Origin of the sequence: Aquimarina hainanensis (assembly GCF_042684685.1) — a bacterium.
Classification (GTDB): domain Bacteria; phylum Bacteroidota; class Bacteroidia; order Flavobacteriales; family Flavobacteriaceae; genus Aquimarina; species Aquimarina hainanensis.
In genome coordinates, this window is the sequence record NZ_JBHULX010000021.1 from 19049 (window position 1) to 35340 (window position 16292).

Sequence of the window (16292 nt, forward strand, 5' to 3'; positions counted from 1 at the left end):
TATTTCTGAGTATTTGTCTTAAATGACAGTTATTTTTTTTGAATTATTCAATAACTTAAACTGTCTACAACACCCTTTATCACAATTGCAACACTGTCGCAATATACAGTGTTTTTATTTTAATTGCAATAAAGTCGCATTTAATTTTCAACTTTTTTTCTCTGGTCTTTATATCGTATTAAAAAAAAGAGGAGAAGACTACCTATTACAGGCATCCTTCTCCTCATTGTCAATCAGAAAAAAAAGTTGAGTTTGTGAGTTATTTATTATTTTGTTTTCTGGTCTTTAGACATACTTTCTATAGCATCTTTCAGCTCACTTTTTTTTAAGAGATTTATTAAGGCTTTAAAAGGGTTTACTCCGTATATCTTATTGAAGTTTTCCATGATCGATTTAATTTCTGTTAAGGCTATAAAACCAGCTATAATTTTTAAAAAAGGAATCTCATCAACGATGTGTTCTTCCATAAAATAGGAAGCTAAAATCACCAGATTATAGATAAAAAATTTAGAAATTGTATTTCCTATACGTTCACTACTGATTGGTACTTTGCTTTTATAAGAAGCATAAGAGCCTGTTATAAAGTCTACAACAATCAAGAAAACGATGGTTATCATTACTGCATTAACAGGAGATAAGATTGTCAACACCCAAAAAATCATATGTGTTACTCTATCCATTTTGCTTATTCTTTATAATGGTTAAACAAATTATATATAAGTACATATATCATGTACTTTTATGTATTCCCAAGCAATTACTTATTTATTTTTCTGGTATCTTGACTCGCTTCTCTTTCCTGTTTTGTTATTAAATTTTCTAAATTTCCATTTGCTTCAGGTAAGAAATCTGCAAGTCCCCTATTTTCATTGCTTTTATCTTTCAGTACCATATCATTGCATTTTTAGTAATAATTATGATATAGTATGACACCGACCTTACCCTTACTATCTACTTGTTTTCCTCCTTCTAATTATTTCTATTCACTTAATCTTTCAGAATATTATAAATAGTTCTTTCAGAGATAAACAAACGTTCTATCAACTCTTCTACAATAACTTTCATTTGTCGATCTGAATTATTTTCTACATAATTCTTTATAAATTGCTTTCTTTTTTCCAACAGCAACTGACTTCTTTGCATACAGATTAAATTGTTTTGGTTTTTTACATATTCTTCCACCCTATCCAAACAAAAGTTTGAATAGTTAGCCGTCAACAGTGTTTTTAAGCGCTTACATCAAAAAAACACCTGAAAATGTTGTAATAGAATTAGTACAAATGTTAGATTTTCATTTCTTTTTTGTATTTTAGCAGATATTTACATGACAAAAATACAACATATTACAGATAAAAACAAACATATTACGGAATAAATCCTGCAAAATGTTAAGATTTAACATTCTCTTCATCTTCGTATAATCCCGTTATATTTAATTGTCTTTACTCCTGTAATACTAAACGAAAAGGGATGGTAGAAATAGATAAGAAAATAAAGGAAATCATTGCATTCTTAGAGCTTAATAATCATTCTTTTGCAAAGAAAATAGGCGTTACCAGCACTACCATTGACAGTATCACTTCTGGAAGATTACAGACTGACGGGTCTAGAAAAAGAACAAAACCTGGGTACGATTTATTAGCGCGTATTATTTCTGAATTCAATATCAATCCTGAGTATTTATTCGGCAAAAGCACTGAATTAATCAAACATAGCACAGAATCACCTAAAACATATGATGGAATCCCGCAAGTTGTAGCAGTAAACCAAGCTGGGGAAGAAAATGTCGTCTATGTACCAATAAAAGCAAGGGCTGGTTACCTGAATGGTTATGGGGATACTGAATATATAGAAACACTTCCTTCTTTTCGAATGCCTCATCTGACAAACGGAACATATCGCTGTTTCGAGGTACAGGGAAATTCAATGGTAAGAACATTCTTTGATGGGGATTTAGTTTTTGGAAAATACATAGAAAACTTAAGTGATATAAAAGATGGTCGTGTATATGTTATTGTCAGTCACAATGATGGGATTATTCTTAAACGGGTTATTAACAGGATAGAAGAACGAGGTAAGCTAATTCTAAAATCTGATAATAAAGATGGGAATTATCCTACTTACACAATAAATGCAGATGAGATTATGGAGGTCTGGTATGTAACAATGTTCGCTTCCAAACAAATGCCTGAACCTGTAGATGTATATGATCGATTGCATGATCTGGAAAGCAAAATCGTATTCCTTGAAGACAAACTAAAGAATAATCCTACTTACTAAGGGAAGGGATTGATTTACTCCATGGTAACTTCTGACAACCAGGTTAGCCTTTCTTTTGCTTTTATAGTAAGCTCTTTTTCTTCTACCCAGGTATGAGCACTTCCTAAATATTCCATCCCCAAATAGTTGGCCGATTCTCTAAAAGGCATTTCAAAACCTTCTATAGGCTGTCCATCTGAACTACTGCTAATCACTCCTATTTTTTTACCTCTGAATTGTCTTCCTGTTTCTTTTTCTATCATCAGACAATCTGAAATTCTATCAAAGAAGTTTTTCAGTATCCCACTCATCGAATACCAATATACCGGAGTTGCAAATACAATAACCTCATACTGTTGAGCAATGTCCTTGATTAAAGGGAGGAAATCGTCGTATTTATTTTTGAATTCATAATCAAAAGGGGCAATATCTTTACATTTTAGATCTATAAAATCAAATCCTGTTTTATCTTTAAAATACACAACCGCCTTATTCGTATTTCCCTTACTATTAGCACTTCCTTGAATAATAATTCCTTTTTTTAGCATTCTTTTACTTTTTACTATTTCAAAAATATTTCTTTCAGCAATCTCATCCAATAGGGGGTGAATTTTACACTATAAAAAATTTTTAGCATAGTCATTCATCTCCTCAAATACCTCTTTTAACGCTTTTCCTTTTTCTGTTAGCGAATAGACTGTTTTTTTAGGGTATACTTCATATACTTCTTTTCGCAATAAATCATCTGTTACCATTTCTCCTAATTGTGTCGTCAGAGAGCGTTTCGATGCCTCTGGCAACCCTTTTTGTACATCTTTTAAGCGAATTGTACTACTCCTCATCAATTCACTTAAAATAGCTGGTTTCCACTTTCCGGAAATTAGTTGTAAAGTTTTTTCAATTCCACAATCTTCTTTTACTTCTGTTTTTCGTTCATATCTCCCCATACCATGTCCTTATTAGCATTAAATTTTCTTTACTTTTTATAAACTGTTTCCTCTCCCTTATAGTATTTAAGTAATACATATGACTGTCAAAAAAGATTGTATTCATCGCTGATATTTCTTAAACAAGATTTTGGTTTCTTGTCTATACTACCTTCCTTATAAAGACATATAACAAGCCCATCTTATACTCCTATAACAAGTTATTGTATTTCTTATTAAAATACAGCACCTGGATCAACATATTTTTTTCTAAAATCAGAGGGAGCTTCTCCTGTCTTATTTTTGAAAAACTTAGAAAAATGGGCATATTCATGATATCCTAATTCCCACGCTATCTCATTGAGATTCCCTCCTGAATACAATAACAATCGCTTTGCTTCAAGAATCACTCTCTCCACAATCAATTCTGTCGTTGTCTTGCCTACTGCCTCCTTGCAAATTCGATTTAGGTGTTTTGTCGATATGTTCATCATCTCTGCATATGCTTTGGATGATTTTTTTTCTTTATAATGCACGTCAATTAACTGTTCTAATTCCAAAATTTTTGAAATTACATTTTTAGATTGTAATGCTTTATGAAGGTTATCATTCACAACCAATCTCGATAATTCGATATAAATCAAATCAATGAGACTTACTATTTTTTGTTTTTTCAAAACCTGTTTCCCTAAACTCTCCTCATAAATATTTTTAAATAAGAATGCCATCTCTTTTGTCTTTGATGTCTCGAGATAGATACATGGTGTATTTTGTTTCGATAAGAAAAAAGGAAATGTATTCAGACTTTTATACCCTCCCATCGACTCGTAAAAATCTCTGGAATGAAAAAAAATATATCCTTTTGCGGCTGTTTCAAACTTCCATAAATGTGTTTGCCCTGGACGCATTACAAATACACTTCCTGGTTGTATATGATAAGATTCAAAATCAATTTCATGAATTCCGGTTCCTTCTGTAAACATTACTACTAAATAAAAGTTATGTTTATGAGCTTTCAATATCTTTTTATGGTTCTTTTTGAAGTGGTTTGTAAAATTATTCGCATAAAAACTACTCAGGTCGCCTTCTTGCTGAAACTGTTCAATATCCAATATGGGTAAACTTTGCATATCAACTTTTAAAATGTCCGAATTATACAAATTTATGAGATAATTATAAAACAACGCTCCTTCTCTCTATGGCTATATTTGTGTTATCTTATATACAATACTTATGGCACGTATCAATAATATTCTTAAGGGGAAATGTCCAAAATGTGAAACAGGAGCTGTTTTCAATAAACAGGGAAATCAATTTTTAGCAATCCCAAAAATGAATGAGAAGTGTCCTAATTGTAACCATAAATTTGAAGTAGAACCCGGATTCTTTTTTGGAGCGATGTACGTCAGTTATGGAATGACTGTTGCAGAGTGTATCGCTATTTATATTATTAGCAGTTTTTTTATTTCTAGTCTATTGAAAATTTTTATTCTTATTGTTATTTCCATACTCTTGCTCAGCTTTGTAAACTACAAATACTCCAGATTGTTATGGATGTACTTATTTACCAAAAAAGTAGCTACCTCTTAGGCTTCTTTTTTTGGTCGCGTTGTTATATAATACCCTTTATTTTTTATCTGACAACAATACTATTATTCCAGCAATATCAGATTTCATCATTTTTTGTGTAATCTGATGCCCTTCAAAAAACACCAATGGTTGTGTATAATCCAAACAGGTTTTACCTTTTAACTGAGGAATGTTTTTAATTTCCCTGGCTAATGATCTTAAAGGAAGATCCCCTATTTTGGGAATAGAGATCCCGATAACATTAGGAGTATCATCTTTCAGGCATTTTGCCAAAAAATTAGGCACATAATTATACACTGATGCCAGTTCTCTTATTTTTCTTTTTGTTTTAAAACTTATGTCCGGATCATCATGAAGTGCCTTAGAGATGGTAGAAATAGAAAAACCTGACAATCTTGATATATCTTTTAATGTGATTCGTTTACTCATTTCTTCTTCTTTTAATTGTTCTTATGCTTTACTTAGAGATAGCCTGATGATAATCTGCTAAAAACCCTGCCAGTCCTTTATTTGTTAAGGGATGTTCCAACAATTTTAAAATTGCCGATAAGGGAGCGGTCATAACATCTGCTCCAATTGATGCACATTGAATAATATGCATTGGAGAACGTATTGAAGCTGCTAGTATCTGTGTCGAGATCTGGTAGTTATCATACACCTTCTTTATCGCTGCAATTAACGCCATCCCATCTGTTGAGATATCGTCTAATCTCCCAACAAAAGGAGACACATATGTAGCTCCCGCTTTGGCTGCCAATAGTGCCTGCCCAACAGAAAAAACTAAAGTACAGTTGGTTCTAATTCCTTTATCTGAAAAATACTTTATGGCTTGAATTCCTTCTTTGGTCATAGGAACCTTCACTACAATCTGTGGATCTAACGCTGCTAAACGTTCTCCTTCTTCTAACATTTCAGAAAAAGACGTTCCTATGACTTCTGCACTGACATCTCCCTGAACACAATCACAAATCCTTTGGTAATGTGATAAGATCGCTTCTTCTCCTGTTATTTTTTCTCTTGCCATTAACGAAGGATTTGTTGTTACTCCGTCTAAAATCCCTAATGCCTCTGCTGTTCGTATATCTTCCAGATTTGCGGTATCTATAAAAAATTTCATCTTTTTATTTTTTAATTACTAAATTCTCTTCTCCTGTATGCTTATATCTAAAAACCAAAGCAAACAGAACCCCAATAATTAGAGCATATACAGCACATATAAACCAAATACTTGCCCAATCTTTTATCCCATTATTTGCCGTGTAATAATCTACCACAAACCCACTTATGTACGCTCCCAATACAGCTCCAAAACCGTTGACCATCATCATGAATAACCCTTGGGCACTTGAACGTACTTTTGCATCTGACATCTTATCTACGTACAGAGATCCTGAAATCACATAAAAATCGAATGCCATTCCATATATAATCATGGAAGTGATCAAAAATAATAGCCCCATTCCTTCTGGACTTCCTACTCCAAAAAAGCCAAATCTAAATACCCATGCGAACATGCTTATCAGCACTACTATTTTAATTCCAAACCGTTTTAAGAAAAAAGGAATCGCCAGAATAAAAAGAACTTCAGACACTTGTGATAAAGACATTAAAAAAACAGCGTGTTTGACCACAAAAGAATCTTTATAGGAAATCGAAAAATCATTTAAGAAAGGAACTCCCCAAATATTGGTTATTTGCAATGCTGCCCCCAGTAAAACTGAAAACACTAAGAAAATCGCCAGATTCTTATTCTTAAACAATACAAAAGCATCCAACCCGAAACGTTGAAACAGTGTTCTACTCGTATTTTTTACTATTGGGATTAACGGAAGAGAAAAAGAATACCCCCCTAATAAAACAGAAGCCGCAGCAGCAAGATAAAATTGTTCGTGACTTACTTTCAAGCCTAATACATCCACCAGCCAGGCTGCAATGATAAATCCAACAGTTCCCCACACCCGGATTGGGGGAAAAGTGACCACCGAATCTAGTCCTTCTTTTTCTAGGTTATAATACGAAATCGAATTACTCAAGGCCAGAGTCGGCATATACACCAAAGCAACTAAAAAAGTAACCATATAAAATGAATTAAAACTCGTCATGGAGGTTAAGACTACAAACAAACCTGCTAACAATAGATGGCTAATCCCAAATAGTTTCTCTGCGGGAATCCATCGATCTGCAATGATCCCAATAACAGGGGGCATAAAAATTGATGCTATTCCCAGAGTAGCATATACAGACCCTATCTGAACTCCTGTAAACCCTAAAGTAGTACTCATATATGCTCCTGCTGAGAGTAACCATGCCCCCCATGAAAAGAATTCTAAAAAATTGAGAATTGTTAATCTCGTTTTAATATGTATTTGATTGAAAAAAGACATTTCGATTTTTCGTATTTATATATTTATGTATCTAAAAACTTTAAAAAAAGGAATAAAAAGCCCTGTCCCAGGAAAAAGCAGTCTTTTTCCGGGAGGTTAAACAACCTAAAAATTTCTGATATTTAGCTATTTATTATTTCCCTAGTGCCTGGTATAATATTTCCAGAAAACGTTCCCTATCTGCTTCTAAAACAACTTGTGCGTTTGGAGGCATTCCGGTTGCTCCTGTATAATCCATAGCTGATTGTCCTCTGGAGTAATCGTCATTTGTCAGTATTCTTACATATGCATCTTTAACCACAGTAGCAACATCACTATCCAAAGCTACTGCCATTGCAATCGGATCTGGTAAGTCAAATCCTTTAATACGTGAATTATTCCTTGCATATTCATCACATTTCTTCTGGATGTCTACTGTAAAATTAGCCAGGGACGTCCCTATATCTTTTATTTTCTCTGCATCTGTTTTGTCAAAAACTGCATATGTCCTGGAAATATCCCAGCCTACCATTTTTATAGGCATTCCCGATTCGAAAACAATCTTAGCCGCTTCCGGATCTGCCCAAAAATTATATTCTGCTATTGGAGTAACATTTCCTCTTCCTTCTCCTATACCTCCCATAATTACACACTCTTTTACTTTTGAAGCTATAGAAGGATCAATCAATAAAGCCGTTGCTATATTGGTTAAAGGAGCTAAACAAATCAGGGAAATTTCTCCAGGGTGTTCATTTATTTTTTGAACTAATATGGAAACTGCATGCTCTTTTTCAGGAATATACCCCGATAACAATAAACCAATATCTCCCATACCATCTTTTCCATGAACATGTTCAGCCGTTTCTAGAGAACGAAGCATTGGTTTTCCTATACCTGCATATACAGGAATTTCTTTTTTGCACAATTCAATAGTAAACATTGCGTTTTGAACTCCTTGTTCCAAACTTACATTTCCTGCTACTAAGGTGAAGGCTTCTACTTCCACATCTGGATAATTCATAGCCATTATCAATGCCACTGCATCATCAGAAGCTGTATCTGTATCTATAATGAATTTTCTTTTCATCTTAGTTTATTTTTTATTACTATTTGTAGTTTCTAATAGTTTTGTCTGGTCTTTTATAAATGTGTCCCAATCACTTTGTAATTGCTGAAGTGCTTTCTTCTTTTTTTCTAAGGGCATTCCTGAATATTCTATAGAATTAAAAACCATTTTTTTAATTGCTCTAAGATCCAGCTCCCATGCGATACATGCCATTGTAAAATCATAACTAAGCCCCTGATATCCAAAAACCCCGGGGTCATCGCTATTAATGCTGCATTGTAGCCCATTAGCCATTAATACTCTTGCCGGATGATTTCTCAAGTCATTTACATATCCGAGTATCTGATTACTCAGAGGACTTACTTCTATCAACATGTTTTTTTCTTTAATCTGTTCCATTACTTCTGGATATAACAACAAATTCAAACCATGCCCTATTCGTTTATTATTCAACAAAGAGACATCTATCAGGTTTTCGTTTTTACTTGACTTACTTTCTCCTGCATGAAGAAATAAAGGCAACTGAACTCCCAGTATTTGTTGAAGTGAGTCTATCAGCTTCCAATTTTTTTCATAGTACGCAACAGTATGGCCTCTATCCTCTTCTGCTACCAGGTCAAATCCACTGATCAAGTCCGGGTATTTTTGTTTTAAATCAAACGCTTGTTTTATCTGTGTATCAATTGCTTTAACATCTAAAAATTTAAAGCTGGTATAGATTATATTAGCACTAAAATTCGGATTTTCTTCCTGCACTTCTTCGATGACCTTTTTTATATCAGTAATCATCGTTTCTATAGGATAGCTTCCTGTTCTTTCATCATATAAGTGATCTAATATCATACGGATTTCCACGTGTGTTACCTGATCTTCTAGTAATTCTAAAAAAGCCTGTTTATAGTAAGCTTTGAACAAAGGTCTGTAATTGAGTAGCTGAGCAACTCTTCTAAATCGTTCTTCAAAAGCTGTCCAGTAATCTAAGCTATCTGACAAGCTTTGTCGTTTTAATGTAAGTAACCCATATAACTCTTTTTCAAAATCAGGTTTCTGTTTTAGTATATCTTTCAGCAAGACGAATCCTTCTGGTGATTTTTCTTTGAAATAAATACCTAAAGTCCCATACAGATGCTTATCATCTTCTTTTTTTACAAACACGTAACAGTTTGGAATTTCTTTAGCAAATGATATCAGCCATTTTATACTAGTCATTCCAATACTGTGTGTATGTAACAATCCTCCTTTGGGCATTTTTTTTAATACTTTATACAGCTCAGAAGAATCAATTACTGGCTGTACCTGATGAAAAGGCTGATTATAAAACGGAATTTTATTATGTGAAACCGCTGTATTAAAATATGTTTGATAGCTCGAAATAAAACTGTTTAATTTCTGCTCTTCTTCTGTTAAAACAATAGCTGCATCAAAAGATTTCTTTTCATTGCGTTCTATCATTTTTGCTCTTGCTTCCTGATATGAATAGTTTTCTTCTTTTGGTTGGTTCTTAGTTTTCTGTTGACAAGAGACCAAAAGCATCAGCAATACAAGACTTCCTATTATATTATATATGGGGTATTGTAATCTTATCATTACTTTTTTCTTTCTTTTATCTGTTGTTCTTTCTTCATATTCCTTTCATTATCGTTTTGCTTTTAGGGGTCATATCATACGGAAATTTCGTTTCTATATGGGGCTGAAGATTGCGCTCCCATTCTACTCACTCCTATGGAAGACGCTGAATTAGCAAACTCAACTGCTTGTCTCCATGATTTCCCTTCAGCCAAGGCAACCACTAAAGCTCCATTAAAAATATCACCTGCACCTGTTGTATCCATAACTTCTACTTCTTGTATGGGGACTAAAAATTCCTGATCCTTATTTTTGAAAAAGGCTCCGTTTTCTCCCAAAGTAATGATCACATTTTGTACTCCTTTCTCTAAAAAAACAGCTGCTGCTTTTGAAGCAGACACTTCATTCTCTACAGTAACCCCTGTTAGTGCTGCAGCTTCTGTTTGATTTGGAGTAATCAAAAAAAGTTTGGAATACAGTTCATCTTCCAAAGCGACCGTTGGCGCAGGGTTAAGAATCATTTTCTTTCCCATCTGATCTGCCTTTTTGATCACATGTTTTACGGTATCATAAGGAATCTCCAGTTGCATCAAAATAAAAGACGCTTCTGTTACAGCTTCTATACAGTCATCAATATCATTCGGAGACAACTTATCATTTGCTCCAGGATTTACAACAATGCAGTTTTGCCCTTCGTCATTTACTAAAATAGCTGCCGTTCCTGAAGGTGTTTTCATATCCCTAAGTACATACTCTGTACGCATATTATCTATAGAAAACTTTCTTTTTGCATTCTCTCCAAATGCATCATTTCCTACCTTGGTAATAAAACACACATCTCCTCCTAACCTCGCGGCTGCAACAGCCTGATTTGCTCCTTTTCCTCCAGAAAACATTTCTAATTTTCTCGCGGTAACAGTTTCTCCTGGTTCTGGAAAACACGTGGTTCGAAATACCATATCATGATTATAACTTCCTATTACAGTTATAATTTTTTTCATCTTATTTCTTTTTCTATTTAGTATAAAGTACGTATTCTGGTCTTCTTATCATAACTAAAAACACGATCTTTTCGAGTGCTGTTTTTAGCAGTAAGGAAACTCTTGCGACCGATACAAGAGTTTCCCTGATTAATCTCACAAATTGATTTTAAAGTCAACTATGAACAAAACAAGTTTTATAATTACAATTCCTGCCTTTTTTATTAAAAAATATAACGAAGTCCAAATTGCATTTGCCACCTGGACAACAAACTAGCATCTGATCCGAAAGTTTTCTTTAAGTCCGGATTAAATGTATAGGTTGGTGTATTCGTAGTCGTATCTAAAGAAACAGATAGTGGGTTTAATGTTGTTGGTTGAGAAATCACTCCCCAATCAGAATTTAACAAATTTCCAAAATTCAGGATATCAACACTAAATTGTATGGTCTGTTTCTGTTCATTAATTTCGAAATTATAATCCTGCAACACTTTTACATCCCACTTACTTCTCCAAGGGGCTAATGCTCCATATCGCTCTGCAAACTTCCCTCTGTTTTCACTTAGGTAATCATCTTGCCTGATAAACGCTTCGAAAGCCTCTGCTTGCCCTGCTCCCGAAAACTGCATTTGCTGTACTTCTGCTTCGGTTGGGATATACAACAGATCATTATTCTGTCCAGAGCTATCGTTATTTATATTTCCTGCATATGTATAATTAAATCGTCCTCCTTGTGCATACTCAAAAAACGTAGAAATAGTTGTTGACCACTGATCGCTTTTTCCATATTTAAATTGTTTTGACCCAACTCCGATAAAACGATGTGTATCTCCATACTTAGAGTGTGCTAATACATCGCCATTTGCGTTTCCGGATACGGGATTAAAATCAAAAGCATCTCCTGTAATTTCTGCTTCTATAGAGTTGATATCTTTTGCATTCAGATAGCTATATGCTAAACTGGCATACAATCCATTATTAAATGTTTTTTGTGCTTTTAAAGAGGTGTTCCAAATTCTTCCTTTATTAGAATTGATAAAAACATATCCGTTATTTCCTTTATCCGCATCGGTATATACCGGACGATTATCTCCCGGAGCATTTAAGGTTCCCGAAGGATTTCTCAGCCCCCAATTTTGTACATGAGGAGCATTGATATCTTTGGTATACGATATATCTGCCGTTAATGTTATTCCATTCTCAAATCGGTGATCTGCACCTATATTAGTTCTCCATACCTGTGGAAATTTAAAATCAGGGCTTACGGTCTGATAGAAAAAGGAATCAACTCCCTGTACCTGATTTCCTATCCAAACAAAAGGGAATCGCCCTGTAAAAACTCCTGATCCTCCTCTTAGCTGGGTTTTAGATTCTCCATTGATATTCCAGTTAAAACCAAGACGTGGAGAGATTAAGAAATCGTCATTAGGCAGTACTTCTGAATCAATAGTTGTTTCTTCTCCTGTATTAGGGTTGAAATATACAATTGAGGGATCATAAGTTCCTTTTCTATCGATATTTTCTCTGATTTTATCAGCAGTATCAAAAAACAACGGCTTATCAAAACGGATTCCATAGGTAAGTTTAAAATCATCTGAGATATTCCATTCATCTTGCAGGTAGAATGCTAATTGCCCTACATTGGTTTCTGCCAGGGACCATCCTCCTGGAGCTCCTATTGCCAATTGATTGTTATTCTCAAAGGCATTTTGAGCAAACTGCAAATTCCCTGCTAGTCCTCCTGCCGGATTACTGGCATCATCTAAAAATTCCTGTACACTTCCATAAGGTCTGAATAATCCATAATAATTCCCTCCTGCTGCAAAATTATCATATGCGGTAAGATTAAATGAATTATCAAACTCAAATTTCTCAAACGAAACTCCAACGGTATAAGTGTGATTCCCTCTAAAATAGTTCAGGTTATTGGTTACCTGAAATACTTTCTGGTCTAATTTATTATGAATCGAAAAGGGTTCATGTCCTGCAACGATGTAATTACTTCCCTGCCCATCTTGAATGATAATACTTGGAGCTGGTGCTGATAATGGATTTCTAAAATCATCAAAATAAGAATATCCTACTTGCAATTTATTAGTAATCACATCGGAAAATGTAGAGTTTACTTCTAACTGAAATGACTGTAATCTATTATTGATTTCATACCCGGAATTTTCAAATTGAAGTGTCTGAAAATTAGGTCCTCTTGCAGCAATAGCAGTAGGGTGTGCAGGCAATTCTTTTGAGGCCCTTAAAAAATTATATATGAATGCCATTCGATGTTTGGAATTGATATTCCAATCGAGCTTTACAATTCCTTTTATGGATTCCGAACCATATGTAAATCCTTCATATGCACCTGTATTATATCCCAGGTTACTCAACGCCTGTCTTACAGCAATCAAATCACTTTCTAACACTCTTGTTTCATTAATTGCTCCTGACCCCGTATTAGGGATAAATCCATTCGTACCCAGGTCTTCTCGCTGATCATTCTCTAGGTTAGCAAAAAAGAATAATTTATCTTTCACAATAGGACCTCCCAAACTAAAACCGTATTGATACTGACTTAAATCGGGGCGAATCACTTTATCGCCTTTTACTTTTTCTCCCGTTAGGTTTTCATCTCTAAAAAAACCATATGCTGTTCCGTGAAATTCATTTGTTCCACTTTTTGTCACTGCATTAACAGACGCTCCTGTAAAACCAGATTGTGTTACATCATACGGAGCAGTAGAAACCTGAATTTGATCAATGGCATCCAATGAAATAGGTTGTGCTCCACTTTGCCCTCCGGGAGTTGGCGAATCTAACCCAAAAGGGTTATTAAACACTGCTCCATCTAGGGAGAAGTTATTGAACTGATCATTTCTCCCCCCAAAAGAATTACCACTGGCAGTAGGTTCTAATCGTGTAAAATCTTGTGCAGATCTGGAAATTGTAGGTAATTTTGTCAATTGTCTACTCGTCACACTGGTTACTGCTCCTGTTTTATCCCCATTAAACGTTCCTGACCCATCAGAAACCACAATTACTTCTCCTAACGCTTCTGCATCCGGGGTAAGTACCGTATCAAATGTCATGGTTTTTCCTAGTGAAAGGAATACATCATTCTGTGTTTGTGTTTTAAACCCTAAATATGAAATCGTAATTGTATAAGGTCCACCAACTCTAAGGTTTAATAAATTAAAACGACCATCCCCATTGGTAATACTTCCATATTTTGTTCCTGTTGGTGTATGTACTACAATTACATCTGCCCCCAATAAGGCGAGTCCCTGATCATCCGACACCTTCCCCCTGATATTCGATGTCGTTACTTGTGCTGTCATTGTCCCCCCTAGGAACAGTAAAAAAATGACAATAAGAAAATTGTTTCTCATAATTACAGAAAATTAAATTAGCATACTACAATTCATTGTTCTGGTTTTAAGAAAATAAAGATGAACTGTCTTAAAAGGTCTACTCCTCTCTTCGTTTTAAACTTTAGCGAGATTAAAATACGCTCCACAATCCTTTGATTATGTTAACTGTATATTTGCGCAAACGTTTGTGCAATGTAAGTGTTTTTTTTTATTCATCAAAATCCACAGGTACACAAAACACTATAAATCAATGCTTTCTACCCTAGATTTCTACACAAAAACAGGCACTCAAACATATTGATTATCAAAAAATTAGCCCTTGTTAAGAATCTCTTAAAAAAATATTTAAAAAATTAAAATTTTAATAACAAAACACTTTGTAAACTAAAAATATCGTGAAAAAAGGCTTCGATCACTTAATTCTTCGTACAGAATCTCTTTCAATTAGGTGGGTAGGAGCTAAAATACGTTGTACTTCTTCTGTTTCTTCTTCATTAATTTGATTAAACAACATAGCAACTGCCTTGCTTCCTATTTCATTATCGACATGAGATACTGTAGAAATAGGTGTATAAAGAAGTTCCGAATAATTATTTTCGTCAAATGAAATTAACGAAATATCTTCAGGGATTCGTATGCTTTCTTCTTTAAAAGCTTTTAATACTCCCAATGTGATCTGATTTCCTGTAGAAAAAATTGCTGTCACCTTATTTTTGTGTAGCTCTTTAATAATTTTTTTCGCTTCATTATATCCATTATCATAGCCAAAATCGCTTCCTACGATAAGTGATTCTTCTACCTTCAAACCATTCTTTTTTAAGGCTTTTTTATATCCATCTACCCGCTGTCTATTCTGAGAGGTTCCAACAAGTCCCTGAATGCAGGCAATATTGACATGCCCATAAGAAATCAAGAGTTCATTCGCATCAAAAGCCCCTTGCTCATCATTGGTGGAGACATATGGTAATTCGGCTTTCTCAAAGAAACGATCTACCAATACCAGAGGCATTCCATTTTTATACGACTTTAATAAATGTGAATATTCAATTCCTATAGGTGCCGTTATTATCCCATCTACTTTCCAGTTTTCTAATAGTTTTAATGATTCTTTCTCTACTGTAATATCTCCATTGCTGTTACACAAAAAAATATTATATCCTCTTTTTCTGGATTCTTCTTCTATCCGCATTGCTATCTTGGCAAACCAGGGGTTAGAAATATCTGGAATTATTAATCCGACGGTAAATGTCTTTTTCAGACGAAGGCTTTTTGCAATATTATTAGGGGTGTAATTGAGCTTATCAGCCGTTTCGTGAATTGCTGCTATTGTTTTAGCACTAATTCTATATTTTTTCCCGACTCCATTCATCACTCTGGAAACTGTAGACACAGAAACTCCGAGTGTATCAGCAATGGATTGTATGGTGGCTTTATTTTTAGGCATCGCACCCGTATATTAGTTAGATCTGGTAAGATTTAATTTTTCGCTTTTCAGTTTTTAAAGGTACTTGTTTATTTTTAATTATCATTTTTCTGGATTTTTTCCCACATTTTATCCGCATTCAGCCGGAAACTTCCCAAATGTTCAAAATTACATTCCTCTGGAGCTATAATTGACAAATAAGGTTGTTCCGTTTTATCTTTATACAAATGATATATTTTCCCAACTACCGGTTCAAAATTAAACTTCGCGTTATAGATAAGATCATTATATGCATATTTTTCCATTAATGCATCGTATTCTTTTTTCAATTCTTCGAACTTTGCTTTTACCTGATTATTTACTTTATTGATATTTGCATTTTTCCAGGCAGCCGTATCGGTGATTGTAATAACAGGAGCTCCCATATCAGTTGCATATGGTTTTAAAGAAGCGTCATACTTTTCTGTTTCTTCATCAAATACTATCGAATCCGGTTTTTTCTGTTTCTTCTCCATAGCTTTTTTAATAAACATTGTATTTTACAAAGATCTATATATTCGATCAATGAATAAAGAAGTCTTTTACTTTATATTCATTCCCTACATCTATTAAAGCATATAATCTTCTATTTCCTCTTCTTTTCCCCTATACCGAAAACCTTATATTTTTCTAAAGCAGGAAGCGAATTCTCTCCTTTTAAAACCAATCGAACAATCTTATTTTTGTTTCCTATTACATATGTAATTCTGGTATT

The 16292-nt window shown here is 34.2% G+C and carries 17 protein-coding genes; 2 read left to right on the forward strand and 15 right to left on the reverse strand.

Annotated elements, in window-relative coordinates; translation table 11 throughout:
* Window positions 1-266: 266 nt before the first annotated feature.
* The 3 genes from ACFSTE_RS10965 to ACFSTE_RS10975 all read right to left on the reverse strand — a co-directional run bounded on the left by ACFSTE_RS10965 (window position 267) and on the right by ACFSTE_RS10975 (window position 1143).
* A complete protein-coding gene (locus tag ACFSTE_RS10965; protein WP_176029011.1) occupies window positions 267-680 on the reverse strand; it encodes a phage holin family protein in 414 nt (137 codons plus the stop codon).
* A 77-nt stretch (window positions 681-757) separates the two neighbouring features.
* Window positions 758-892: a hypothetical protein gene (locus ACFSTE_RS10970; protein ID WP_303246380.1), complete on the reverse strand. Its 135-nt coding sequence runs from the start codon at window positions 890-892 to the stop codon at window positions 758-760.
* Between the two features lie 95 nt (window positions 893-987).
* Window positions 988-1143, reverse strand: coding sequence for a hypothetical protein (locus ACFSTE_RS10975; RefSeq protein ID WP_176029010.1), 156 nt, complete (start codon window positions 1141-1143; stop codon window positions 988-990).
* A 327-nt stretch (window positions 1144-1470) separates the two neighbouring features.
* On the opposite strand from ACFSTE_RS10975, the gene ACFSTE_RS10980 reads away from it, so the two are divergent.
* A complete protein-coding gene (locus ACFSTE_RS10980) occupies window positions 1471-2280 on the forward strand; it encodes a LexA family transcriptional regulator (protein WP_176029009.1) in 810 nt (269 codons plus the stop codon).
* A 14-nt stretch (window positions 2281-2294) separates the two neighbouring features.
* Here the strand turns inward: ACFSTE_RS10980 and ACFSTE_RS10985 are convergent, their stop codons facing one another.
* The 3 genes from ACFSTE_RS10985 to ACFSTE_RS10995 form a co-directional block, all read right to left on the reverse strand.
* Window positions 2295-2807, reverse strand: a complete 513-nt coding sequence (locus ACFSTE_RS10985; RefSeq protein WP_176029008.1) for a flavodoxin family protein — start codon at window positions 2805-2807, stop codon at window positions 2295-2297.
* A gap of 69 nt (window positions 2808-2876) precedes the next feature.
* Window positions 2877-3206: a winged helix-turn-helix transcriptional regulator gene (locus tag ACFSTE_RS10990; RefSeq protein ID WP_378256824.1), complete on the reverse strand. Its 330-nt coding sequence runs from the start codon at window positions 3204-3206 to the stop codon at window positions 2877-2879.
* Between the two features lie 215 nt (window positions 3207-3421).
* A complete protein-coding gene (locus tag ACFSTE_RS10995) occupies window positions 3422-4315 on the reverse strand; it encodes a helix-turn-helix domain-containing protein (protein ID WP_378256826.1) in 894 nt (297 codons plus the stop codon).
* Between the two features lie 103 nt (window positions 4316-4418).
* On the opposite strand from ACFSTE_RS10995, the gene ACFSTE_RS11000 reads away from it, so the two are divergent.
* Window positions 4419-4775: a DUF983 domain-containing protein gene (locus ACFSTE_RS11000; protein WP_378256828.1), complete on the forward strand. Its 357-nt coding sequence runs from the start codon at window positions 4419-4421 to the stop codon at window positions 4773-4775.
* 36 nt (window positions 4776-4811) lie between these two features.
* Here ACFSTE_RS11000 and ACFSTE_RS11005 read toward each other — a convergent pair whose 3' ends face one another.
* From ACFSTE_RS11005 to ACFSTE_RS11045, 9 genes are all read right to left on the reverse strand, one after another.
* Window positions 4812-5204, reverse strand: a complete 393-nt coding sequence (locus ACFSTE_RS11005) for a LacI family DNA-binding transcriptional regulator (protein ID WP_176029004.1) — start codon at window positions 5202-5204, stop codon at window positions 4812-4814.
* Window positions 5205-5232: 28 nt separating this feature from the next.
* The gene (fsa, locus tag ACFSTE_RS11010; RefSeq protein ID WP_378256831.1) at window positions 5233-5892 is read right to left on the reverse strand and encodes a fructose-6-phosphate aldolase; all 660 of its coding nucleotides are present in this window, start codon (window positions 5890-5892) and stop codon (window positions 5233-5235) included.
* A 4-nt stretch (window positions 5893-5896) separates the two neighbouring features.
* Window positions 5897-7141, reverse strand: coding sequence for a nucleoside permease (locus tag ACFSTE_RS11015; protein ID WP_176031093.1), 1245 nt, complete (start codon window positions 7139-7141; stop codon window positions 5897-5899).
* Window positions 7142-7292: 151 nt separating this feature from the next.
* On the reverse strand, window positions 7293-8225 hold the full coding sequence (locus ACFSTE_RS11020) for a nucleoside hydrolase (protein ID WP_378256833.1): 933 nt from the start codon (window positions 8223-8225) through the stop codon (window positions 7293-7295).
* A gap of 6 nt (window positions 8226-8231) precedes the next feature.
* A complete protein-coding gene (locus ACFSTE_RS11025) occupies window positions 8232-9791 on the reverse strand; it encodes an adenosine kinase (protein WP_378256835.1) in 1560 nt (519 codons plus the stop codon).
* Window positions 9792-9865: 74 nt separating this feature from the next.
* On the reverse strand, window positions 9866-10771 hold the full coding sequence (rbsK, locus tag ACFSTE_RS11030) for a ribokinase (protein WP_378256837.1): 906 nt from the start codon (window positions 10769-10771) through the stop codon (window positions 9866-9868).
* A 203-nt stretch (window positions 10772-10974) separates the two neighbouring features.
* A complete protein-coding gene (locus ACFSTE_RS11035; RefSeq protein ID WP_378298144.1) occupies window positions 10975-14133 on the reverse strand; it encodes a TonB-dependent receptor in 3159 nt (1052 codons plus the stop codon).
* A 394-nt stretch (window positions 14134-14527) separates the two neighbouring features.
* The gene (locus ACFSTE_RS11040; protein ID WP_378256843.1) at window positions 14528-15559 is read right to left on the reverse strand and encodes a LacI family DNA-binding transcriptional regulator; all 1032 of its coding nucleotides are present in this window, start codon (window positions 15557-15559) and stop codon (window positions 14528-14530) included.
* Window positions 15560-15633: 74 nt separating this feature from the next.
* The gene (locus ACFSTE_RS11045) at window positions 15634-16053 is read right to left on the reverse strand and encodes a DUF2452 domain-containing protein (RefSeq protein WP_176031092.1); all 420 of its coding nucleotides are present in this window, start codon (window positions 16051-16053) and stop codon (window positions 15634-15636) included.
* Window positions 16054-16292: the final 239 nt, after the last annotated feature.